The 18,067-nt window shown below is 68.6% G+C and carries 14 protein-coding genes; 11 read left to right on the top strand and 3 right to left on the bottom strand.

Going from position 1 to position 18,067, the window contains the following annotated elements:
• Positions 1-730 (bottom strand): glutathione synthase (gene gshB / locus C693_RS0113150; RefSeq protein WP_017462748.1); only part of this gene is annotated, 730 nt, incomplete at its 3' end.
• Positions 731-1,095: 365 nt separating this feature from the next.
• Between gshB and pilG the strand changes: the two genes are divergently transcribed.
• From pilG to C693_RS0113115, 7 genes are all read left to right on the top strand, one after another.
• On the top strand, positions 1,096-1,455 hold the full coding sequence (pilG, locus tag C693_RS0113145) for a twitching motility response regulator PilG (protein WP_052329397.1): 360 nt from the start codon (positions 1,096-1,098) through the stop codon (positions 1,453-1,455).
• Between the two features lie 32 nt (positions 1,456-1,487).
• The gene (locus tag C693_RS0113140) at positions 1,488-1,859 is read left to right on the top strand and encodes a response regulator (protein WP_017462746.1); all 372 of its coding nucleotides are present in this window, start codon (positions 1,488-1,490) and stop codon (positions 1,857-1,859) included.
• Complete coding sequence (locus C693_RS0113135) at positions 1,856-2,395, top strand: chemotaxis protein CheW (protein ID WP_017462745.1); 540 nt, start codon at positions 1,856-1,858, stop codon at positions 2,393-2,395. Before C693_RS0113140 ends, C693_RS0113135 begins: the two co-directional genes overlap by 4 nt.
• A 121-nt stretch (positions 2,396-2,516) precedes the next feature.
• Positions 2,517-4,547 carry a methyl-accepting chemotaxis protein gene (locus C693_RS0113130; protein ID WP_017462744.1) on the top strand — a complete coding sequence of 677 codons (2,031 nt, stop codon included), beginning with the start codon at positions 2,517-2,519 and terminating at the stop codon, positions 4,545-4,547.
• A gap of 74 nt (positions 4,548-4,621) precedes the next feature.
• The gene (locus C693_RS0113125; RefSeq protein WP_017462743.1) at positions 4,622-10,660 is read left to right on the top strand and encodes an Hpt domain-containing protein; all 6,039 of its coding nucleotides are present in this window, start codon (positions 4,622-4,624) and stop codon (positions 10,658-10,660) included.
• On the top strand, positions 10,653-12,329 hold the full coding sequence (locus C693_RS0113120) for a chemotaxis protein CheB (protein ID WP_017462742.1): 1,677 nt from the start codon (positions 10,653-10,655) through the stop codon (positions 12,327-12,329). The genes C693_RS0113125 and C693_RS0113120 overlap by 8 nt, the downstream gene beginning before the upstream one ends.
• On the top strand, positions 12,329-12,805 hold the full coding sequence (locus C693_RS0113115) for a chemotaxis protein CheW (protein ID WP_017462741.1): 477 nt from the start codon (positions 12,329-12,331) through the stop codon (positions 12,803-12,805). Before C693_RS0113120 ends, C693_RS0113115 begins: the two co-directional genes overlap by 1 nt.
• Before the next feature lie 59 nt (positions 12,806-12,864).
• On the opposite strand, the gene C693_RS0113110 is transcribed toward C693_RS0113115, so the two are convergent.
• Positions 12,865-13,599, bottom strand: a complete 735-nt coding sequence (locus tag C693_RS0113110; protein ID WP_017462740.1) for a 16S rRNA (uracil(1498)-N(3))-methyltransferase — start codon at positions 13,597-13,599, stop codon at positions 12,865-12,867.
• Positions 13,600-13,617: 18 nt separating this feature from the next.
• Positions 13,618-14,982: an adenosylmethionine--8-amino-7-oxononanoate transaminase gene (locus C693_RS0113105; RefSeq protein ID WP_017462739.1), complete on the bottom strand. Its 1,365-nt coding sequence runs from the start codon at positions 14,980-14,982 to the stop codon at positions 13,618-13,620.
• 69 nt (positions 14,983-15,051) lie between these two features.
• On the opposite strand from C693_RS0113105, the gene C693_RS0113100 reads away from it, so the two are divergent.
• The 4 genes from C693_RS0113100 to cysQ are packed head-to-tail and all read left to right on the top strand — an operon-like array spanning position 15,052 to position 18,019.
• The gene (locus C693_RS0113100; protein WP_026107405.1) at positions 15,052-15,837 is read left to right on the top strand and encodes a type II secretion system protein N; all 786 of its coding nucleotides are present in this window, start codon (positions 15,052-15,054) and stop codon (positions 15,835-15,837) included.
• On the top strand, positions 15,834-16,610 hold the full coding sequence (locus C693_RS0113095) for an inositol monophosphatase family protein (protein ID WP_017462737.1): 777 nt from the start codon (positions 15,834-15,836) through the stop codon (positions 16,608-16,610). Before C693_RS0113100 ends, C693_RS0113095 begins: the two co-directional genes overlap by 4 nt.
• Positions 16,611-16,649: 39 nt before the next feature.
• On the top strand, positions 16,650-17,207 hold the full coding sequence (gene nudE / locus C693_RS0113090; RefSeq protein ID WP_017462736.1) for an ADP compounds hydrolase NudE: 558 nt from the start codon (positions 16,650-16,652) through the stop codon (positions 17,205-17,207).
• Positions 17,204-18,019, top strand: a complete 816-nt coding sequence (cysQ, locus tag C693_RS0113085; protein WP_017462735.1) for a 3'(2'),5'-bisphosphate nucleotidase CysQ — start codon at positions 17,204-17,206, stop codon at positions 18,017-18,019. The genes nudE and cysQ overlap by 4 nt, the downstream gene beginning before the upstream one ends.
• Positions 18,020-18,067: the final 48 nt, after the last annotated feature.

Below are 18,067 nucleotides of genomic sequence, written 5' to 3'. Positions count from 1 at the left end.
CCGCCAGGTTGCCACGGAACTCGTTGCCCTGCGGAATCCGCGCCAGCGCGTACGGCACCGGCTCGCCATCGACCAGCAGCACGCGCTTGTCGCCGGCGCTGATCTGCGGAATGAATTTCTGCGCCACCGCGAACTGCCGACCCTGGCCGTGCGAATCGCCACCCAGCAAGGTCTCCAGCATCGAATTGAGGTTCGGGTCGCCGGCCTTCACGCGGAAGATCCCCCGCCCGCCCATGCCATCCAGCGGCTTGAGCACCGCCTCGCCGTGTTCGGCGACGAAGGCGCGCAGTTCGGCCGGATCGCGTGCCACCAGGGTCGGTGCCATGCATTGCGGGAAATGCAGGGCGAACACCTTCTCGTTGCAGTCGCGCAGCGAGCGCGGGTCGTTGATCACCTGGGTGCCGGCCCGCTGTGCGGCCTCCAGCACCATGGTGTCGTACAGGAACTGCTGGTCGACCGGGGGATCCTTGCGCATCAGCACCACGTCGATATCACGCAGGTCCTGCCACTGCGCCGTTTCCAGTTCGAACCAGCCGGAGGGATCGTCCTTCACCTTCAGCGTGGCCAGCCGCGCCCATGGCAGGCCATCGCGCAGGGCGAGGTCGCCCTGTTCCATGTAGAGCAGCCGATGGCCTCGCCGCTGCGCTTCCAGCAGCATGGCGAAGGTGGTGTCCTTCACGATCTTGATGGCACTGATGGGGTCCATCAGCACGGCGACCGAGAGCGGCATGGGCTTCTCCGGGGTGGGGCGGGGGCGTTGCGGGGACAGGCATGTTCGCCGACCCGTCGATGCTGGGCAAGGCGCGCCGGCCCCCTCGAAGGGGCCGGTTGACCGTTTTCGCAAGCGCGACACACTGGGCAGCCAGCAGCCTTTCGGCTTGACGGGCCGGGGGGCAAGCGGTAAACAGCAACGACTGATCGGCGTTCTACGAAAAAACGCGTCATAACAACACCAAGCTGGACATTTTTAATCTGCTGCGATAGCGCCGAAGGCTGCCAAGGCGCTAACGCTGCTTCACCTGAGCCTGGGGCGGGCCGCAGGGGGATTGAGTGAACTTGAACGTGAGTGCTAACGGTCTGGCCGGTCTGAAGGTCATGGTGATCGACGACTCCAAGACCATCCGGCGCACCGCCGAGACCTTGCTGAAGAAGGAAGGCTGCGACGTGCTGACCGCCGTCGACGGCTTCGAGGCGCTGGCCAAGATCTCCGACCAGAAACCGGCGATCATCTTCGTCGACATCATGATGCCGCGCCTGGACGGCTATCAGACCTGCGCGCTGATCAAGAACAACCCGCTGTTCCGCTCCACGCCTGTCATCATGCTCAGCTCGAAGGACGGCCTGTTCGACAAGGCCCGCGGCCGCATCGTCGGCGCCGAGCAGTATCTGACCAAGCCGTTCACGCGCGACGAGCTGCTCGGGGCGATTCACCGTCATGTCGGTGCGGCGGCCTGACATGCACGACTACGGCGTCTGAGGGGAGGCCTGTGGCAAAGATTCTCATCATCGACGACTCGCCGACCGACGTGCGGGTCTTCACGACCCTCCTGGAGGGGGCCGGTCATGCCGTCTCGGCGGTCAGCACGGCCGAGGAAGGCATCGAGCGGGTGCGCGGCGACATGCCGGACCTGGTGATCATGGACGTGATCATGCCGGGTATGAACGGCTTCCAGGCGACCCGTACGCTGACGCGCGATCCGGCGACCTCGAACATCCCGATCGTGATGATCACCACCAAGTCGATGGAAACCGATCGTGTCTGGGGATTGCGCCAGGGTGCCCGGGCCTTCATCACCAAGCCGGTGAAGGAAAAGGAATTGCTGGCCTGCATCAACGACCTTTTGCCGAGTGCTGCATGAACGAGGCGGCCAATCTCTCCCCATTCGAGGTTCTTGCCCGCTACGAGCGTCTGTCGCTGGCCCATACCTCCGATACCCGGCAGACGATGGAGGCGCCCGGTCTGTGGCGCGGCATCGGCTATCGCGTGGGCTCGCGGTTGTTCGTGAGCAGCATCGACGAGATCAACGAACTGCTTGCGGTGCCGGTGATGACCACGGTTCCAGGCACGCAGCCCTGGCTGCTGGGCGTGGCCAACGTGCGCGGCAACCTGGTCCCGGTGATCGATCTGGGCCGGTTCCTGTTCGATGCGCGCACCCAGGTCACCGAGCGCACCCGCCTGCTGATCGTTCGGCAGGGCGGTGGCAATGTGGCATTGATGGTCGACGAGGTGTTTGGCCAGCGCACGGTGGACGAGATCCAGCGCCGCGATGCCGAGCCGGAGGACGACCCGCGTCTGGCGCGCTTCGTCGACGACCGTGTCGGCGAACAGAAACTGGCGTTGTTCAGCATGGGGCGGCTGGTTCGCGCTCCGGATTTCCGTCAGGCCGCGGCTTGACGGACGGAATCATGGTTGGGACGGCGTCCACCGACGCCGGAACAGGGGCGGCAAGTCTCGGGTTCGGGCACCTGACAGGGCTGGCGCGCAAACCCACAAGTTGTGGAAGGGTGAGGTGAACATGAGCACTACAGGGGGCATCGGCAAGGAACGCGGCTATACCGGCCTGATCGTTCTGCTGCTGATCTCGATCGGTTTGGCGGCCGTGGACTTCGTGCTGCTCAACCAGAAGAACGCCGAGGATCGCGAGGCGGTTGGCCTGACCACGCAGATCCAGGTGCTTTCGCAGCAGACCGCGAAGTACGCGATCGAGTCGGCCGACGGTAACGTCAACTCCTTCCAGGAGCTGGCCAGCACGCGCAATGCCATCGACTCGGCCGTGCAGCGGTTGACCAAGGGCGATCCCGCCGGCGGCATGCAGCCATACGCGGACAACAATGCCTCGCCGGCCGGCCGGGCGGTGACCGCATTGCAGAATGCCTGGTCCCAGCTCGACGGCGATATCGGCAAGATCCTGTCGAACAAGGCGGTCGTGCTCGATTCGGCGAGCCGTGCCGATACCCTTTCCAAGCAGATCCCGCTGCTCAACTCCAGCACCGAGCAGGTGGTCAACATCCTGCAGCAGCGCAACGGCAGCGCCGACCAGATGCTCGGCTCCTCGCGCCAGATGCTGGTGGCCGACCGCATGATCCGCCGCGTGCAGGAGGTGCTGCAGGGTGGTGACTCCGCGCAGTCCGCCGCCGATGGCCTCGCGCGCGACGCCCAGCTCTACGGCACGGTGCTCAACGGCCTGCTGGAGGGCGATAGCGCCGCCGGCATCCGGGCGATGAACGACGCCAACGCGCAGAAGATTCTCAAGGGCATGCAGCAGAGCTGGACGCAGTTGCAGGATCCGGTGTCCAAACTGGTGTCCGCGGCCGGCAACATCATCGACGTGAAGAGCGCCGGCAACCAGGCCTCGCTGGACTCGCAGAACGTGCTGCTGCGCGCCAACGAGCTGGCCGACCAGATCGGCAAGCTGCCACTGAGGCGCCTGTTCCCGAACCTGTGGTGGGGCATCTTCGGCGCGATCGGCACCGTCGCCTTCGCGCTGCTGCTGGTGTTCCAGCTGGTGCGCGACCAGCGTCGCCGCTTCCAGGACTCGGCCGAGCTGAACCAGCGCAACCAGGAGGCGATCATGCGCCTGCTGGACGAGATGGGCTCGCTCGCCGAAGGCGATCTGACGGTGAAGACCACCGTGTCGGAGGACATCACCGGCGCGATCGCCGACTCGGTGAACTACGCCATCGACGAGCTGCGCACCCTGGTGACCACCATCAACGAGACCTCCGAGCAGGTGTCCTCGTCGGCACAGGAAACCCAGACCACCGCCCGCCAGCTGGCCGAATCGGCGCAGGCACAGGCGCAGCGGATCAGCACCGCGACCTCGGCGATCAACCAGATCGCCAGCTCGATGGACAACGTGTCGAAGGACTCCGCCGAATCGGCCGACGTGGCCGAGCGCTCGGTGCAGATCGCCTCGCGCGGCGCCGAGGTGGTGCGCGAGACGATCTCGGGCATGGACTCGATCCGCGACCAGATCCAGGAAACCTCCAAGCGCATCAAGCGACTGGGTGAGTCCTCCCAGGAAATCGGCTCGATCGTGGAACTGATCAACGACATCGCCGAGCAGACCAACATCCTCGCGTTGAACGCGGCGATCCAGGCGGCCTCGGCCGGCGAGGCGGGTCGCGGTTTCGCGGTGGTGGCGGACGAAGTGCAGCGCCTCGCCGAACGCTCGGCGAGCGCGACCAAGCGCATCGAGACGCTGGTGCAGGCGATTCAGTCCGACACCAACGAGGCGGTGAGTTCGATGGAGCAGACCACTGCCGAGGTGGTGTCCGGAGCCCGCAAGGCCGAGGACGCCGGCAGCGCGCTGGGCGACATCGAGCGCGTGTCGCACGACCTGTCCGCACTGATTCAGAACATCTCCACCGCGGCGCGCCAGCAGTCCGCGGCGGCGACCGACATCTCCCAGTCGATGAACGCGATCCAGGAAATCACCTCGCAGACCTCGCAGGGTGCTAGCCAGACCGCTGACTCGATCGGTTATCTGGCGCAGTTGGCGAGCGATCTGCGCCGCTCGGTGGCGCACTTCAAGCTGCCGGGTTGATTCGGGCATTCACGACAGGGGGCAACCTCGCCGGTTGCGCTATGCCTTAAAGGCGCAGCCGCAGAGAGGGGCGCATGAGACTTCAAGACCACATCGATTTCACCACCCTGCAGTGGGTCAAGCCCGAGCTGGACGACACGCTCGCGGCTGCCCGTGACGCACTGGAGTCGTACGTCGACAATCCGGGCAACCGGGATGCGATGCGCTCGTGCGCGGACAGCCTGCACCAGGTGCACGGCACATTGCAGATGGTCGAGCTGTACGGCGCGGCGATGGTTGCCGACGAGATGGAGACGCTCTCCATCGCCCTGCTCGAGGACCACGTCGCCGAACGCGAGGAAGCCTACGCCGCGCTGATGCGCGGACTGATGCAGCTGCCGGACTATCTCGAGCGCCTGTCCAGCGGGCATCGTGACGTGCCGGTGGTGCTGCTGCCGTTGCTCAACGACCTGCGCGCCAGTCGCAAGGTGGCCGCGCTGACCGAGGTGGCGTTGTTCAGCCCTCGGCTGGACAACCCGCTGCCGGCCGAGGCGCCGCCGGCGGTCAGCGAGGCCCAGGCACACGCGCTGCGCAGCCGGGTCGCCGATCTGCGTCTGCGTTTCCAGCAGCATCTGCTCGGCTGGTTCCGTGGCCAGAATCCGGCGCAGCAGCTGCAGGGCATGCGCGACACCCTCAACGCCATCACCGGCTGCTGCCACAGCACTGCCGGTCGCCGCCTGTGGTGGATCGCCGCCGGCACCGTCGAAGGGCTCGAGCAGGGTTGCCTGAAGGAGCAATCGGCCGAAGTACGCCAACTGATCGGCAAGGTCGATCGCAGCATCCGCCAGATGCTCGAGCATGGCGAGGAAAGCCTGCGTGGCGGCGATGCCGACGATCTGGCCCGGAAGCTGTTGTTCATCGTGGCGCAGGCCAAGCAGCGCAGCCCCCAGATGGAACTGCTGCGCCGGACCTACGCGCTGGACAGCCTGCTGCCGGACGCCGCGGAGCTGGAGCACGCGCGTGGCTCGATGGCCGGCCACAATCGGGCGCTGCTCGATTCGGTGTCGCGGGCGCTGAAGGACGACCTGCTGCGCGTGAAGGAAGCGCTGGACCTGTTCCTGCGCCAGAGCGACGCCGACCCGGCACAGCTGGCCGCGCAGAGCGAGGTGCTCGAGCGCGTCGGCGACACGCTGGGCATGCTTGCACTGACCGTGCCGCGCCGGGTGGTCAACGAGCAGCGCCGCGTACTCGAGGAAATCGCCAGCCGCATGCGTGCGCCGGAAGACGAGACGCTGCTCGATGTCGCGGGCGCGCTGCTCTATGTCGAGGCGTCGCTGGACGATCACATCGAAAGCCTCGGCAGCAACGAGGACGAGCTGGCCTCCGACGCGCAGGCAGCGCCGACGCTGCCGCGCAGCGAGGCCCGTCACATCCTGTCCACGCTGATGCAGGAAGCCACCTCCAACACCACGCGCGTCAAGGACGCGATCGTCGGTTTCGTGGAGTCCGGATGGCAGCACCAGCACCTGAAGGACGCGCCGGCGCAGATGGACGAGGTGGCCGGCGCCCTGCGCATGCTGGCCAACAGCCGCCCGGCCGAACTGGCCGAGGGCATCGGTCGCTTCATCGGCAACGAATTGCTGGTCGACCGCCGAGTGCCCGGCAGCGTCCAGATGGATCATCTCGCCGACGCGCTGGCCGCCTTGGAGTACTACCTCGAGGCGGCGCGTGAGCATCGCGGTGGACTCGAGCACATCCTCGATGTCGCCGAGCACAGCCTGCAGATGCTCGGCTACTGGCCGGTGCCGCCCGCACGCGAGCCGCTGGTCGCCGAGATGGACGAGGCCGACGGCACCGCCACTGGCGACCATGGCGTCAATGAAGTCCCCTCCGCGTTGGCCGGGCTGGACGAGGAGCTTGCATCCCAGCCGGCGCTGTCGGAGTCGGTCAGTCTGGCCGGTGGCGATGATCTGGGGGCACTTGTTATCGGCGAAGCCACTGCGCCCGCCGAGCCGGCAGACGACGTGGCCGGCCTGCGCCTGGCAGAGACCGAGCACTCGGTGATGCCCGATGGCGCCGCGCCGGACGGCGGCGACGAATGGGTGGAGGTCGAGGAAGAGATCGTCGAGCAGCGACAGGCTTCCGATCCACTGGCCTCCCAGGCCGGTTTCCAGGACTCTTCCGACGGCATCGACGACGACATCCGCGAGATCTTCCTGGAGGAAATGCAGGAAGAGATCGACAACCTGATCAAGGCCGAACAGGCCTGGCTGGCCGATCCATCGCAGATCGCCGCGCTGACTCCGATCCGCCGTTCGTTCCACACCCTCAAGGGGTCCGGGCGCCTGGTCGGCGCGAGCGTGCTGGGCGAGTTCGCCTGGCGCGTGGAGAACATGCTCAATCGGGTGCTCGACCATACCGTCGAGCCGCACGATGGGGTCGTCGCGGTGGTGCGCCATGCCATCGAGGCGCTGCCACAGCTTCGCCAGGCCCTGAGCGGTGAAGGCACTCCGACTGCACCGCTGAGCGGCATCATGCGGGCGGCCGATCAGGTTGCCGCCGGGGAGCGCCCGGATCTGGCGGCCCTGCTGGCCACCAGCAGCGAGACCGTTCGCCGGGTCGTGCGTCGCCGCGTGCCGCGTTCGGCCGCTGCCGCCGCCGAGGTCCCGCCGGCGACGCTGGCCCATGTGGAGGAATCCGCGCCGCCCGCGCCCGCCGCACCGGAAGAGAGCATTCCGATGCCGGTGCTGCCCCCGGTGGATTCGGTCCTGTTGGAGATCCTGCGCAGCGAGGTGGCGCAATACCTGCAGACGATCCGCTCCTACGTCAGCCGCAGCAGCGAAGAGCTGCGCGTGGAAGACGGCCTGTTGCGTGCGGTGCACACGTTGCACGGCGCGATCGCCATGGTCGACATTCCCCTGCTGACCCAGTTGCTGTCGCCACTGGAAAGTCTGCTCAAGCGCCTGCGCGCCGCGCGGGTCCCGCTGTCGTCGGAAGGCGTGCACCTGTTGGCGCAGTCGGCCGATGCGGTGGATCAGGTGATGGCGCAGTTCGACGCCGCCGATCCCCAGCTGCCCGATTGCGACGCGTTGATCGCGCGCCTGAACGAGCTGCGTGATGCCCAGCCCGAGCCGCAGGTGGCACACGCGGTCTTCGATGCGCACGAGGACGAGGAGGCGCACGAAGAGGCGGAGGCCGCTGAGACCTCCTCCGCGGAGGAGGCGGAGCGTGACCAGGCGCTGGAAGACGCCCATCACGACCAGTTGGCCAGCGAGATGCTGGCAGCGCTGGACGCATTCGACCCGCGCGGACAGGCCGAGCCCCCGCCGGAGCCGCCGGTCGCGCCGCCTGCCGCCGAGGACGATTTCGCGTCCATGTTCGCCGGGCTGGTCGACGGGCGTGAATTCGGCGAGACGCCGGAAGCCGCCCCGGCCGATGCCGCACCCGAGGATCAAGCGTCCGCAGCCGACGAGGTTGTCGAGTCGTCCGGTCTTGCCGATACGGCTGAGCCGGACGACGGCGCCGGGTCGGACGAGGCACTCGAAGCCGCTGAAGACGACGTCACCGAACCGCTGGATTCCACCGCTCAGTTCGACCAGGAGCCCGCCGCGGAACCCGTGGCCGAGAGCGAGCCTGAGCCCGAAGCCGAAGCCGTCGATGCCCGGGTTCCAGAGCCTGCCGCCGAGGCGGCGCCCGTCGCGATCGAGCCGGTGCCCGACGCCGGCGAGAGCGAGGACGAATCGGGCGAACTCTGGCACGGCGACATCGATCCGGACCTGCTGGAAGTGTTCACCGAAGAGGCGCGAGAGATCCTCGACCACGCCGACGGTGCGTTGGCCGAATGGCGTGCCGAGCCGGGCGATCTGGCCCAGGTCCCGGTGCTGCAGCGCGACCTGCACACACTCAAGGGCGGTGCCCGCATCGCCGGCTTCGTGCCGGTGGGCGACCTGGCGCACGCGATCGAGACGCTTCTCGAGAAGCCGATCAGTGGCGACCCGGAGCAGACGGCGGCGCTGATCGGCGCACTCGAGGGTGGCTTCGATCAGCTGCACGCGCTGGTGCAGCGGATCGGCCAGAACAAGGGCATCCGCTACCCGCAGGCGATGATCGACCGGCTGCTCGTCCTCGCTGGCGAGGAGGCCCTCGTCGAACGCGACGAAGAGTCGCCGGTGGCTGCCGCGGCGGTGTCCGCGCCAACCCCGGTTCCGGCAACGGAGAACCTGCCGGAACTGCTGCCCGACGTGGTCGCGGAAGGCTACGACGAGTCGCGCTCGCCGCAGGAACAGATCCGCGTCCGTGCAGAGTTGCTCGACAATCTGGTGAACCACGCCGGCGAGGTGGCCATCTACCGCTCGCGCCTGGAGCAGCAGGTCGCCGGTTACCGCTTCAACCTGGTCGAACTGGACCAGACGGTGGTGCGCCTGCGCAGCCAGCTGCGCATGCTGGAGATCGAGACCGAGGCGCAGATCATCGCGCGCTTCCAGCGCGAGCACCGCGAAGCCGGCATGGCAGTGTTCGATCCGCTCGAGCTGGACCGCTTCTCGCAGCTGCAGCAGTACTCGCGTGCGCTGGCCGAGTCGGTCTCCGACCTTGTGTCGATCCAGGGCATGCTCGACGAGCTGACCCGTCAGTCCGAGACGCTGCTGATCCAGCAGTCGCGCGTGAGCGCCGACCTGCAGGAAGGTCTGCTGCGGACCCGCATGCTGCCGTTCGACACGATGGTGCCGAACCTGCGCCGCACGCTGCGTCAGGCGGCACAGGAAGAAGGCAAGCGCGCCCAGCTGTTCGTCGAGGGTGCGCATGGCGAAATGGACCGCAACCTGCTCGACCGCATCAAGGCGCCGTTCGAGCACATGCTGCGCAACGCGATCGCCCACGGCATCGAGTCGCCGGAGGACCGCCGCAAGGCCGGCAAGCCGGAAGAGGGATCGGTACGCATTCGCGTCGCCCGCGAAGCCACCGAGGTGGTGATCCGCGTCACCGACGATGGCCGTGGCCTGAACCGCGAGGCGATCCGCAAGCGCGGCGTCGAGCGCGGCCTGCTTCGCGCCGAGGCGAAGCCCAGCGACGACCAGCTGCTCGCCCTGATCACCCAGCCGGGTTTCTCCACCGCCAGCGCGGTGACCCAGCTGGCCGGTCGCGGCGTGGGCATGGACGTGGTGGCCAACGAGATCAAACAGCTCGGTGGCTCGCTGTCGATCGAATCGCAGGAGGGCAAGGGCACCACCTTCGTGCTGCGCCTGCCGTTCACGCTCGCAGTGACCCAGGCGATCCTGGTGCGTATCGGCGAATCCACCTTCGCGATCCCGATGACCTCGGTGCAGGGCGTGGCCCGCATCACTCCGGACGAGCTGGCGATCCATCTCGCCTCGGACGAGCCGTCGTTCCTGCACAACGGCGAGGACTACGGCATCCACGACCTGGCCGAGCTGCTCGGCCTGCCGTCGAGCTACGCCGCGGACGAGCCGCAGCTGCCGCTGCTGCTGACCCGCGCCGGTGACCTGCGCGCGGCGATCCGCATCGATGCGGTGATCGGCTCGCGCGAAATCGTGGTGAAGTCGGTCGGCCCGCAGGTGAGTTCGGTGCCGGGCCTGCTCGGCGCCACCATCATGGGCGACGGCTCGGTGCTGATGATTCTCGACCTGCCGCCGCTGGTGCGCCACGGCATCGCCCGTCGCGAACAGCGCCTGGCCGAGGGTCTTGCGCCGGTGATGGCGCCGGTGGTGGAGGAGGTCCGCACCAAGCCGCTGGTGATGGTGGTGGACGACTCGATCACCATGCGCAAGGTCACCGGTCGCGTGCTCGAGCGCCACGACTTCGAGGTCAATACCGCGAAGGACGGCGTCGACGCGCTGGAGAAGCTGCACGAGCAGCGGGTGCCGGACCTGATGTTGCTGGACATCGAAATGCCGCGGATGGACGGCTACGAGCTGGCCGAGCACATGAAGGCGGATCCGCGCCTGCGCGATGTGCCGATCATCATGATCACTTCGCGCACGGGCGAGAAACACCGCCAGCGCGCGTTCGATCTGGGCGTGGACCGCTACCTCGGCAAGCCTTACCAGGAGGCCGACCTGCTGGCGCAGATCCACGAGGTACTGGAGCAGAAGGCGATGGAGCTGGCCAATGGCTGAAGGTACGGCCGTCGTCCTGCTGTTCGGTGACACGGATCTTGGGACGCTGCTGCGTGACGTGCTGCAGGAGCGTGGAGCCCGCATCGTCCACGAAGGTGGCCCCGACGAGCTCGATCGTGCATTGGTCGAGCGGGTCGGTGCCGACGTCGTGGTCATCAACCTGGGCGACGACGTCGACGAGGTGATGGATCGGCTCGATGCGGCGATCGAGGGAGACCACCCGCGGGTGGTTTTCAACGAGGCCGAGTCCAGCCGCGCGCTCGACGGTTGGGCGAGGGCACGTTGGGCGCGTCACCTGGCGGCCAAGGTGCTGGCCAGTCAGGACGTCGATCCGCCGCGTCCGCCGGGTGTCGCCGACGTCCCCGCTACGGAATCACCCGACGCGATGCAATCCGGAATGCATGGGGCCGGGGGCGCCGCAGAGGACGAGAGCTTGCCCAGCGGCCATGATGCCGAAGTCGCTGCGGAGTCCGAATCGCTCGAAGCGGAACTGGAGGCGTTGCTCTCGGGCGAGCCGCTGCCCGGCGACGATCCGGCTGCGGGCGACGCCGCCACGGCGACCGCGCCGGTCACGGCTTCGCAGCCGCCGGAAGGGGACGATGCGCTGGACGACTTCGAGCTCGACGAGCTGCTGCTCGATTCCCACGACCATCCGCCGCTCTACGACGGCAATTTCACCGATGGCGTCGCCGAAGCGGCCCCGCAGGAAAGTCCGGCATCGCCTGCCGCCGATGGCGTCGATGATGGCCTGATCGAGGACGTGCTGCGGCTGGCCGATGCGGATGACGACAGTCCCCATGCCGTGCCGGCAGCGCCGCCGGCCGGTGGCGCCGCCGAGCTTTTCCAGCGAACCGACAGCTGGTCGCTGATCGACGATGACGATACCGTGGGGCCGCCGCCGCTTCCGGCCTCACCGAAGCCTTCGGCCGACGAGTTCGGGATCGAGAAGATCAGCGCGCTGGATTTCCTGGCGCCGGAGTCCGGGGACGAGACACTGCACGTCGAGCCACGCATGACGCTCGAGCTGGTGTCGATGGAAGAGGCGGTCGCGCCGAAGCCCTATGAACCCGTCGGCGGCGGCGAAATGATGCTCGAGGAGCTCAGTGGCGGACTCAGCCGGGTCGTGCTGCTGGGGGCGACGTTCGCCAGCAACGATTCGGTGCGCTCGTTCCTGTCGCAACTGCCGGCGGGCATGCGGGCGACGATCATCCACGTGCAGCATCAGGGCGATCGGCCGGTGGACGAGTTGCTGCAGTCGCTCGCGCCGTCCTGCAAGTTGAACAGCCGCATCGCCCAGCAGGGCGAGCAGGCCCGGGTCGGCGACCTGATCGTGGTGCCTGCCGATCATCAGCTCCGCGTCACGCGCGATGGCCGGATGGAACTGAAGCCGGCGCAGGCAACGCCCTCGGCGACGCCGTCCATCGACGCCACCTTCAGCGCCATGGCCAACGTGTTCGGCGTGGACGCCCTGGCGATCGTTTTCGCCGGGCAGGCCAACGATGCGGTCGCAGGCTGTCAGGCCGTGCATGACCGTGGTGGTCGGATCTGGGTGGAGGATGCCCCGGGCGAACATTTTGCCGACATGGTCAGCGGAGTGATGGCCGAGCACCTGGTCGACTTTTCCGGCACGCCGGCCGAATTGGCGGCGCGCCTGATCGAGGAATACTGATGAGCGAACAGCCCCTACCGCGCGAGATCCGCTGCGTGCTGGTGCCGGCCGGCGACCTGCGCCTGCTGCTGCCGAACGCCACGATCGCCGAAGTAATCACCATGCCGGCGCTCGAGCCGGTCGAAGGTGCCCCGGAGTGGGTGCTCGGACGCATCGCCTGGCGTGGCTGGAGGGTGCCCCTGGTGGCTTTCACCAAGCTGGCCGGTGCCGGCGAAGGCGATCAGGAACTGGCCGTCCGCGTCGCCGTGCTGAAGGCACTGGGCGACAACCCGGAACTGCCATTCATCGCCGTGGTGACGCGGGGTTTCCCCCGCCTGACCACGCTCAACGCCGAACTGATCATTCCTACCCACGATGGCACGGCGCTGCCTCCGGGGGTACGCGCCCAGGTGCTGGTGCGCGACGATCTGGCGGTGATTCCCGACCTGGAGATGCTCGAGCGCGAACTCACCGGCGTGCTCGTCGCCGAGGCCTGAGCCGGCTGCATCCCTGGAGGACGGCGCGCCCTATGGGCGCGCCGTTCGTCTTTTCGCGATCAGAAATCGCCGTGCAGCGCCTGCAGTGCAGCCAGTGCCGCCAGCCCTGCGGTTTCCGTGCGAAGGATGCGCGGACCCAACTGCAGTCCGCGGAAACCGTTTGCCTCGAGGCTGGCGACATCGCGTTCGCCCAGGCCGCCCTCCGGCCCCACGACCAGGATCGCCCCCGCGGCAGGTGGTACCAGATCGCGCCCGCGGCCGTCGCCCTCCGGCAGCAGCGCGAGGCGCAGGGCACCGTCATCCGGCAGTGCGCCGAGCCAGGTCGCCAATGGCAGCGGGGCGACGATGCGCGGGAGGACGGCTCTCCCGCACTGCTCGCAGGCGCTGGCGATCACCGCCTGCCAGTGCGCCAGGCGCTTGGCAGCCCGCTCGCCGTCCAGCTTCACCTCGGAGCGCTCGGTGACCAGCGGTACGATCGCCGCCACGCCCAGTTCGGTGGCCTTCTGCACGATCAGGTCCATCTTCTCGCCGCGCGCCACGCCCTGGGCCAGCACCAGCGGCAGCGGCGATTCGCAGGTGACTGGTGCGCGGCTCTCCACGGCCACTGTCACCTGCCGCTTGCCCACCTCGGCGAGGCGCCCGGCGTAGTCGTGGCCGTCGCCGTTGAACAGCACCACCGGTTCGCCGGCGGCCAGCCGCAGCACGCGTGCGACATGCTCGGCCGCCTGCGCCGGCAGCGTGACCGCGGAGCCGGGTGCCAGGGGCTGTTCGACGTGGATACGAATCGTGCGCATGAAGTGGCCCGGAAATGTTCAGCGTGCGAGCGCGTGCTCGATGCCCGCGAGGGCGGTGTCGACCAGGTGATCGAGTTCCGCCTGCGTCGTGACGTAGGGCGGCATGAAGTAGACGATGTTGCCGAGCGGGCGGAGCAGCGCCTCGTGTTCGAGTCCGTAGAGGTAGACCTCCAGCCCGCGCCGCTCGCCGGCCGGGAACGGCGTGCGGCTGGCCTTGTCGGCGACCAGTTCGACCGCGGCGATCATCCCGGTCTGGCGCACATCGGCCACGTGGGGATGGTCGCGCAGCGGCGCCAGCCGCCCGGCCAGATGCGCGGCCAGCGCGCGGTTGCGCTCCAGCACCGGCTCGTCGCGGAAGATCGCCAGCGTCTCCAGCGCCACCCGGCAGGCCAGCGGATTGCCGGTGTAGCTGTGCGAATGCAGGAAGGCCTTGCCGGCGCTGTACTCGGCGTAGAACGCGTCGTAGACGCCGTCGGTGGTGAGCACCACCGCCAGCGGCAGGGTGCCTGCGGTGAGTCCCTTGGACAGGCACATGAAGTCCGGCGAGACGCCGGCCTGTTCGCAGGCGAACATCGTGCCGGTACGGCCGAAACCCACCGCGATCTCGTCGGCGATGAAGTGCACGTCGAACTCGTCGCACAGCGTGCGCAGGCCGGCGAGGTAGTCCGGGTGATACATCCGCATGCCGCCGGCGCACTGCACCAGCGGCTCGACGATCACCGCACAGGTTTCGTGCGCGTGCTGCTCCAGCAGGGTGCGCAGCTCGCCCAGCCGGCGCGCCGCGATCTGTGCCGGCGTCTCGCCCGGCTCGCCCTCGTAGGTGTCGGCCGAGGGTGCCAGGATCGGCGTCAGCAGCAGCGGCGCGTAGGTCTTGCGGTACAGCGCCACGTCGCTGACCGACAGCGCGCCCAGCGTCTCGCCGTGGTAGCTGCCGGTGAGCGCGATGAAGCGGGTCTTCTCGCCGTGGCCCCGGTTGAGCCAGTAGTGGAAGCTCATCTTCAGCGCCACTTCGATCGCCGCCGAGCCGTTGTCGGCGAAGAACACCCGCTCCAGTCCCGGCGGGGTGAGGCGCACCAGCTCCTCGGCCAGCGCGATCGCCGGCTCGTGGGTGAAGCCGGCGAAGATCACGTGTTCGAGCTGACGGGCCTGGTCGGCCAGCGCCGCGGCGATGCGCGGGTTGGCGTGGCCGAACAGGTTGGTCCACCAGGAACTGATCCCGTCGAGGTAGCGGCGGCCGTCGGCATCGATCAGCCAGGCGCCTTCGCCGCGGACGATCGGCACCATCGGGACGCGTTCGTGGTCGTGCATCTGGGTGCAGGGGTGCCAGACGTGGCGGAGATCGCGCGCGGCGAGCGCGCGGTTGCTGCGGTCGTGCTTGTTCATCCGGCTATGATCGTGGGCTGGCGCCGGGCACTCAAGCCGCGGCATCGCCCGATCCCGGAGTCCGGCCCGTTGAAGTGGTGGAAAGTCCTGCTGCTGTGCCTGGCGACGCTGCTGCTGGCGCTCGCGCTGCTGGTGTGGTCCGCGCCGGCGCGCTGGGTTGCGCCCTGGCTCAACGCACGCATGCACGGCGTTGCGCTGCGTGGCGTTTCCGGCAGCGTCTGGGACGGCCAGGCGGAGGCGCTCGTGGCGGCCGACGGCACCGATCTGGGGCGACTGCGCTGGACGCTGTCGCGCCGCGCCCTGCTGGGTCGGCCGCAGGGCAGTGTCGAGCTCGCCGGGTCGATGCTCGATGCGCAGGGCGGCTTCTTCCGCGAAGACGACACGCTACGCTGGCATGACGTGCGGCTTCGGCTGGCGCTGGATCGCCTCGTGCCGCCGCCGGCCACGCCGTTCGGACGGCCGCGGGGCGAACTGCGCGGCCAGCTGGCGCATGCCACCCTGCGCGGCGGCTGGCCGGTATCGATGGATGGCCAGCTGCGCTGGCTGGACGCGGCGGTCGACGGTGCGGATGGCCTGTTGCCGCTGGGCAACCTGGCCGCGACGCTCACCGCCCGCGCGGGGGTGATCCAGGCGAGCCTGCACGATGATGGGCACGGGCCGCTGCAGCTGGACGGACGCCTCCAGGCCAGTCCGCTGGGCTGGCGTCTGCAGGCCGAGCTGGCGCCGCGCGGCGACCACCCTGCGCTGGCCCGCTGGCTGGCCCGCTTCGGTCCACCGGACGCCCAGGGCGTCGTCCACCTGCAGCGCGGTGCCGGACTCGGCGCCGTCCCCGCTTCCAACGGAGTCTCCCGATGAGCCACCCCGATCTCGCCCCCGCCCTGGCCGCTGCCCGCGAAGCCGCCGCCGCCGCCGCCGAGGTGATCCTGCACTACTGGCGCCGGGGCGTGGACGTGGAGCTGAAATCCGACGACACCCCGGTGACCGTGGCCGACCGCGAGGCCGAGCTGGCGATCCGCGCCATCCTCACCCGGGCACTGCCGGAGGCGGCGATCTACGGCGAGGAGTTCGGCCTGGATGGCGATCGCGACGGTCTGCTGTGGCTGGTCGATCCGCTGGACGGCACCAAGAGCTTCGTCCGCCGCACGCCGTTCTTCTCCACCCAGATCGCGCTGATGTACCGGGGCGAACTGGTACTGGGCGTGTCCAGCGCGCCGGTATACGGCGAGACGATGTGGGCGCATGCAGGCGGGGGTGCCTGGCTGGACGGCAACCGCGTCCAGGTGGCGCCGACGGCGACGATGGCGCAGGCGGCGATCTCCACCGGCAACGTCAAGACGCTGACCGCCGACGCGCGCTGGGACGCGCTGGGCCAGTTGATCCGCGATTCCAACCGCATCCGCGGTTACGGCGACTTCTGTCACTACCACTTGCTGGCGCGTGGCGGCGTGGATCTGGTGATCGAGTCGGACGTGAACATCCTCGATGTGGCCGCGCTGGCGGTGATCGTGCGCGAGGCCGGCGGCGTGTTCACCGACCTGGAGGGAGCGCCGCCGACGCTCGATACGCGCGGCGTGCTGGCCGGTGTGCCGGCGATCCACGCCGAGGCGCTGTTGCGACTGCGCCGCTGAGTCGCAGCCGGGCGGCAAGGGACGGGCTACAATCGTCCGATGGCCAAGCTCCCGATCATCCACGCCCGGCGCGACGTCGCGCAGAGCACCTTCCTGCGCGCCGAGCAGCTCGACCTGGAGTTCTCCAACGGCGAGCGGCGCACCTACGAGCGGCTGAAGTCGCATGGCCTCGGTGCGGTGATCATCGTGCCGATGATCGACGACCGGACGGTGCTGCTGGTCAACGAGTACGCCGCCGGTCTCGGTCGCTACGAACTGGGGCTGCCCAAGGGGCGGCTGGACCAGGACGAAACGGTCGAGCAGGGCGCCGACCGCGAGCTGAAGGAAGAAGTCGGCTACGGCGCGCGCAAGCTCACCATCCTGCACCACCTGTCGCTCGCACCCGCCTACATGACCCACATGGCGCACGTGGTGCTGGCGCAGGACCTGTATCCCGAACGCCTGCAGGGCGACGAACCGGAGGAACTGGAAGTGGTGCCCTGGAAACTGGATGAGCTGCACGCCCTGATCGCCCGCGACGACGTCACCGAGGGACGCTCGATCGCCGCCCTGTTCATGGCGCGCGAATACCTCGCCGGCCGGTTCGAACGCTCATGAGCGCCGTGCCATTCTCCCCGCTGCTGGCCCGTGTCGCCGCCATCGCCCGCCAGGCGGGCGAGGCGATCATGACCGTCTACGCCAGCGATTTCGACGTCGAGCACAAGGACGACCGCTCGCCGTTGACGGCCGCCGATCTCGCCGCGCAGGCGGTCATCGCCCAGGGCCTGGCGTCACTGGACGAGGTGCTTCCGGTGATCTCCGAGGAAGCCCGCGCCTGCGACTGGGACGTGCGCCGGGGCTGGGATCGCTACTGGCTGGTCGATCCGCTCGACGGCACCCGCGAGTTCGTCAAGCGCAACGGCGAGTTCACCGTGAACATCGCGCTGATCGACCATCACCGTCCCGTGCTCGGCGTGGTGCTGGCGCCGGCGATGGACGAGGTCTACGCCGCCGAGCGCGGTGGTGGTGCGTGGATGCGCCGCGACGACGAGGGCTGGTTGCCGATGCGCAGCCGGGCGCTGTCCGATCCGCCGGTGGTCGCCGGCAGCCGCTCGCACGGCGGCAGCGATGCGGTGCTGCTCGAGCAGTTGCTGGGCGGCCCGTTCACCACGCTGGCGATGGGCTCGTCGCTGAAGTTCTGCCTGATCGCCCGCGCCGACGCCGACCTCTACCTGCGCCGCGGCCCGACCAGCGAGTGGGACACGGCTGCCGCGCAGTGCGTGCTGGAGGAGGCCGGCGGGGCGGTGCTCGATCTGGAAGGCATGCCGCTGCGCTACAACCGGGGCGAGTCGCTGCTCAACCCCGAGTTCGTTGCCGTCGGCGACTCGGAAATCGATTGGGCCGAGCGACTGGCAAGAGCTCAGGAGTGAGTGGAGGGGAGTGAGGAGTGAGTGGAGAGGAGTGAGAAGTGAGAGAGA

Source organism: Dyella ginsengisoli LA-4, assembly GCF_000334915.1.
Lineage (GTDB): Bacteria > Pseudomonadota > Gammaproteobacteria > Xanthomonadales > Rhodanobacteraceae > Dyella_A > Dyella_A ginsengisoli_A.
The sequence above is the reverse complement of the archived record's forward strand: the minus strand, read 5'-3'. Positions and strand labels throughout refer to the sequence as shown.